The 5,775-nt window shown below is 29.1% G+C and carries 6 protein-coding genes; all 6 read left to right on the forward strand.

Features of this window, described 5'->3' with window-relative positions:
• The first annotated feature begins 199 nt into the window (after positions 1-199).
• Positions 200-868, forward strand: coding sequence for a Wzz/FepE/Etk N-terminal domain-containing protein (locus CD129_RS10750; RefSeq protein WP_115337793.1), 669 nt, complete (start codon positions 200-202; stop codon positions 866-868).
• A gap of 15 nt (positions 869-883) precedes the next feature.
• The gene (locus tag CD129_RS10755) at positions 884-1,576 is read left to right on the forward strand and encodes a polysaccharide biosynthesis tyrosine autokinase (protein WP_115337792.1); all 693 of its coding nucleotides are present in this window, start codon (positions 884-886) and stop codon (positions 1,574-1,576) included.
• Positions 1,576-2,340 carry a tyrosine-protein phosphatase gene (locus CD129_RS10760; RefSeq protein ID WP_115337791.1) on the forward strand — a complete coding sequence of 255 codons (765 nt, stop codon included), beginning with the start codon at positions 1,576-1,578 and terminating at the stop codon, positions 2,338-2,340. The genes CD129_RS10755 and CD129_RS10760 overlap by 1 nt, the downstream gene beginning before the upstream one ends.
• A 52-nt stretch (positions 2,341-2,392) precedes the next feature.
• Positions 2,393-4,165 (forward strand): polysaccharide biosynthesis protein, encoded by a 1,773-nt coding sequence (locus CD129_RS10765; RefSeq protein WP_390894104.1) that lies wholly within the window; start codon positions 2,393-2,395, stop codon positions 4,163-4,165.
• A gap of 8 nt (positions 4,166-4,173) precedes the next feature.
• On the forward strand, positions 4,174-5,457 hold the full coding sequence (locus CD129_RS10770; protein WP_115337789.1) for a nucleotide sugar dehydrogenase: 1,284 nt from the start codon (positions 4,174-4,176) through the stop codon (positions 5,455-5,457).
• Between the two features lie 17 nt (positions 5,458-5,474).
• Positions 5,475-5,775 (forward strand): hypothetical protein (locus tag CD129_RS13330; RefSeq protein WP_218585268.1); only part of this gene is annotated, 301 nt, incomplete at its 3' end.

Genomic DNA, 5,775 nt, shown 5'->3' on the forward strand with positions numbered 1-5,775 from the left:
CCTATAGCCATATTTTAATGAATATTAGAATAATTTTATTTAAAAGAAGGTCGTAATTAAATACAATAAATATAAATAAAGCTCATTTAAATAGTGTCTCAGTATAAAAAAATATTTCTAGAATATTTATAAATACAATTGTAAATACAAGTAGTTGTTGTATAATTAAATTGTATTAAATATAAGAGTGGAGGATTTTATGGAAGAGACAATTGACTTAAGTAAACTATTTGGAATTTTAAAGAAAAACATAAAGTATATAATTGTTTTACCAATCGTTTTTCTAATTTTGAGTATGGTGATTACATTCGTATTTATGACACCCAAATACTCAACTTCTACACAAGTGCTTGTTAATCAGAAAGAAACAGATAATCAAATGATGGCCCAACAAGTGCAATCCAATTTGCAACTCGTAAATACATATTCAGAAATTATAAAAAGTCCAAGAATATTAGACAAAGTTTCTAAAAATTTAAAGGGCAAATATACTAGTAATGAACTTTCTGGAATGTTAACAGTTACTAATCAAGCAGAATCACAAATTTTAAACATAGCTGTTGAGAATGAAAGTCGCGAAACAGCAAGTAAAGTTGCGAATGAAATAGCCAAGGTGTTTAGTAAAGATGTTAATAAAATTATGAATGTAGATAATGTTTCTATACTTTCTAAAGCAGATAACAATGGAAGTAAAGTTTCACCTAAACCGCTTATAAATGCAGTGGTCGGTGTATTTTTTGGTTTAATTGTCGCTCTAATCGTAATTTTCTTGAAAGAACTATTAGATAAGAGAATTAAAACAGAAGAAGATGTTGAAGAACAATTGAATATACCAGTATTAGGAACTATACAAAGATTTGATCAATAAAGGAGGTTAAATATTATGGCTAAGAAATTAGATAAAGAAATAACGACATTAATAACTCATAAGAAACCTAAAGCAGTTGTCAGTGAGAAGTTTAGAGGGATTAGATCGAACATTTTATTTTCAACTGCAGATGTAGATGTGCAAACGTTATTAGTTACATCGGATAAACCGTCTTCAGGTAAATCAACTGTATCCGCAAATATTGCAGTAACTTATGCACAAGCAGGTTTTAAGACTTTATTAATAGATGGAGATATGAGAAAGCCAACACAGCATTATATATTTAATAAAAATAATATTACTGGCTTGTCTAATGTGATAATAAATAAGAATACTACTGAAGAGGCCGTTCATACTACTGAAATTACAAATTTAGACGTCTTAACTTCAGGACCGATTCCACCAAACCCATCTGAATTAATTGGTTCTACAAATATGTTGGATATATTTGAAGAACTTAAACAACAGTATGATTTCATTCTTGTAGATACGCCTCCAGTTAATACAGTGACAGATGCTCAATTATTTGGCGAATTAACTAAAAATGCAATCTTCATAATAGATGTTGAAAGTAATAATAAAGATTCAGTCAAAAAAGGTAAAGAATTATTAGAAAAATCAGGAACAAAAATTCTTGGAGCTGTTTTAAATAAAGCGCCATTAGATAAATCATCAAGCTCTTACTATTATTATGGGGAAGATGAATAATGATAGATATTCATAATCATTTATTAGTTGGTATGGATGATGGTCCTCAAACATTAGAAGAAACAATTGATTTATTAACACAAGCTAAAGAACAAGGTATCACAGGTATAGTTGTTACACCTCACCATTTACATCCGAGGTATAACAACATATTTAGTGATGTCGATAATGCAATTAAAGATCTAACAAGTAATCAACAAATTAAAGATTTTAATATTCAGTTATATCCTGGTCAAGAAATAAGAATAACTGACAAAGTATTAGAGGATATAGATCAACATCAAATTCAGGGAATTAATCATTCTAAATATCTTCTAATAGAATTACCTTCAAATTCAATGCCACATTACACCAAGAATCTTCTTTATGAAATTCAAACTAAAGGTTTTATACCTGTTATAGCACATCCTGAACGTAATAAAGCAATTGCTCAAGATATTAATTTGCTTTATGAATTAACAAATAATGGGGCATTAAGCCAAGTAACAGCTTCATCTTTAACCGGGGAACTAGGTAAGAACTTACAGAAATTATCTATTCAAATGATAGAACATAACTTAATACATTTCGTTGCTTCAGATGCACATCACTCAAAGAATAGACCGTTCGGTCTGGGTGAATTGTTCAACACATCAAAATTGAAAAATATGGAACCTACTATAAAAGGGTTATTAAATAACAATGAAGCAATGATACAGAATAAAGATGTAGTAAAAGAAAGACCAATTGAATTTAAGAAAAGCAAATTTTTTGGTCTATTTTAAATAGGAAATAGGGGAATGAGAATTGGAATATATATCAACTAAGCAAAGACTCATGATGCTATTAGTTATAGACTCACTAATTGTTACTTTTTCAGTATTTTTAGGTTATTACATCTTAGAGCCATATTTTGAGAACTACTCAATTAAAACGTTAATTTTATCATCACTTATATTGCTTATATCTCATCATGTATTCGCTCAAATCTTCGATTTATATCATAGAGCATGGGAATATGCGAGTGTAAGTGAATTAATCTTAATTGTTAAAGCAGTTACGGGATCAATCATAGCTACTGGGATAATTGTTCCAATAGTTACACAACAACCACCATTTTTAAGATTATATTTTATAACTTGGATGATGCATTTACTGTTAATAGGTGGCTCAAGATTGTCATGGAGAATATTTAGAAAAGCCTTCATAAGTAATGAAGGTAAGAAGAAGCCAACACTCATAGTAGGTGGTGGTCGAGGTGGTTCTTTACTTATTCGTCAAATGATAAACACACCGTATATGGGTATGGAACCAGTGCTTGTAGTAGATGATGATCCAAATAAACAAAAGATGTCTATAACGTCAGGCGTAAAGGTACAAGGTTATATTTCAGATATACCTGATTTAGTTAAAAAATTTAATATTAAAAAAATTATTATTGCCATTCCAACACTTTCGCAAAACAGATTAAGAGAAATTAATGAGTTATGTGAAGGCGCAAGAGTTGAAGTATTTAAAATGCCTAACATAGAGAATGTCATGTCAGGCGAAATAGAAGTAAATCAATTGAAAAAAGTAGAAGTCGAAGACTTACTAGGAAGAGACCCAGTAGAACTCGATATGGCATCTATTTCAAAAGAATTAACACAAAAAACAATACTTGTAACTGGAGCAGGTGGATCGATTGGTTCTGAAATATGTAGACAAGTTTGTAAGTTCACACCAGAGAAAATCATACTACTCGGGCACGGTGAGAACAGCATATATCACATACATCAAGAACTTACTAGAATATATAAAGAACAAATTGAAGTAGTACCCATTATTGCAGACGTGCAAGATAAAGAGCGTATGAAAAAAATAATGCAAGATTATAAACCATATGTTGTTTATCATGCAGCAGCACATAAACACGTACCTTTAATGGAATATAATCCCCAAGAAGCAATCAAGAATAATATTTTAGGGACAAGAAATACTGCTGAAGCTGCGAAATTAGCAGAAGTGAGTAAATTTGTAATGGTATCTACGGATAAAGCAGTAAATCCTCCTAATGTTATGGGAGCTTCTAAACGAATAGCAGAAATGGTAATACAAAGTATGAACAATGAAACAAGTAAGACTGACTTTGTAGCAGTCAGATTTGGAAACGTACTTGGTTCAAGAGGTTCAGTAATACCACTCTTCAAAAAACAAATCGAGGCTGGTGGACCAGTAACCGTTACTCATCCAGAAATGACAAGATATTTCATGACAATACCAGAAGCATCAAGACTAGTTCTTCAAGCAGGTGCTTTAGCAACAGGTGGAGAAGTATTTGTACTAGATATGGGCAAACCTGTTAAGATTGTTGATTTAGCTAAAAACCTTATCAGACTAAGTGGTTATAAAGAAGAAGATATAGGTATCGAATTTAGTGGAATTAGACCTGGTGAGAAATTATTTGAAGAATTGTTGAATAAAGATGAAATACATCCAGAGCAAGTATACGAAAAGATTTATCGAGGAAAAGTTAAAGAAATAGAATATTTAGAAGTTACACAATTTATTAATGAATTATTATTAGATTATTCTAAAGAAAAACTTATTAAATATACAAATAATATATGAGGTGTAAAATGGATACAATAAAAAAAAGAAAAATTGCAGTTATAGGTCTAGGTTATGTAGGTATGCCACTAGCTATTTCATTTGCTAAGTATTTTGATGTTTTGGGTTATGATATAGACAAAGAAAAAGTGGATAAATATTTAAATTTTGAAGATCCAACTGGTGAAGTTGGTACAGAAGTATTAAGAAAAACAACTTTAAAATTTTCATCAAACGAGAAAGATTTAATAGATGCAGATTTTTACATTGTAACTGTACCTACTCCTATTAAACAGGATAATACTCCTAATTTAGTTCCAATTGAAGAAGCAACAAAACTTATTGGTAAATATTTGAATAAGGGTGATGTTGTAGTATATGAATCTACTGTATACCCAGGTGTTACCGAAGATATATGTGTACCATTACTAGATAATTCATCTGGATTAAAGTGTATTAAAGATTATAAAATTGGATATTCTCCAGAAAGAATTAATCCAGGAGATAAGAAAAATACAGTAGAAAATATTGTTAAAATTGTATCTGGAATTGATAATGAAGCTTTAAATATCATTTCAGATGTATATGGAAAAATAATAAATGCTGGGATATATAAAGCAAGCAATATAAAAGTAGCAGAAAGTGCTAAAGTGATTGAGAATAGTCAAAGAGATATCAATATCGCTTTTATGAATGAAATATCACAAGTCTTTGATTTAATGGAAATTAATACTTTTGAAGTTATAGAAGCGATGAATACCAAATGGAATGCTCTTGGTTTCTATCCAGGCTTAGTAGGAGGTCATTGCATAGGTGTAGACCCATATTATTTTATATATCAAGCAGAAAATTTAGGATATCATTCACAAATAATTTCTTCAGGCAGAAAAATTAATAATTCTATGTCAAAATTTGTAACTAATAGTTTAATAAAAGAATTATTTAAAATAGATAAAAATAAAGAATCTAAAATTTTAATAGTTGGGGCAACATTTAAAGAAAATACACCCGATTTGAGAAACTCTAAAATACTAAAGATTATTGAAGAGCTAAATGAATATGGAATAACTCCAGACGTAGTAGATCCATTTATTCTGGAAAATACTATGAATATTAATTGCAATATAACGAACGTTAATAATATTCAAGAAAAATATGATGCAATTGTATATGCTGTAAACCATGATCTGTTTAAAAAAATGGAAGAAAAGGAATTTTTCGATTTACTAAATAGTGAAAAAGCTATTATTTTAGATTTAAAGGATAGATTCAGCAAAAACATACCTGCGCACATAAATTATTGGTCTTTATAAATTAGGAAGTGTACATTATGAAAATAAAAATAGTAAGAATAATATTACTAATAGGTATTTTTATGAATCTAAATTTAAACTATAAATATCCTATTTATGAACAGTTTAGTTATGAAGGATTTAAGTTAGAACAACCCAAGTTAGTGCAAGCAATTTATATAATATTATTAATAGTTATTTTTATTTCATTGACAGTAACTATTAAGGACCCGTTTTATTCATTAGTATATAATATTTTCTTAACTTTCTTTGTTTTCGGTCAAGCAATTTATGATATATATAATTTAACAAATATTAGCATATTATATAGTATAGTTC

This window comes from Mammaliicoccus fleurettii (assembly GCF_003970575.1).
GTDB lineage: Bacteria > Bacillota > Bacilli > Staphylococcales > Staphylococcaceae > Mammaliicoccus > Mammaliicoccus fleurettii.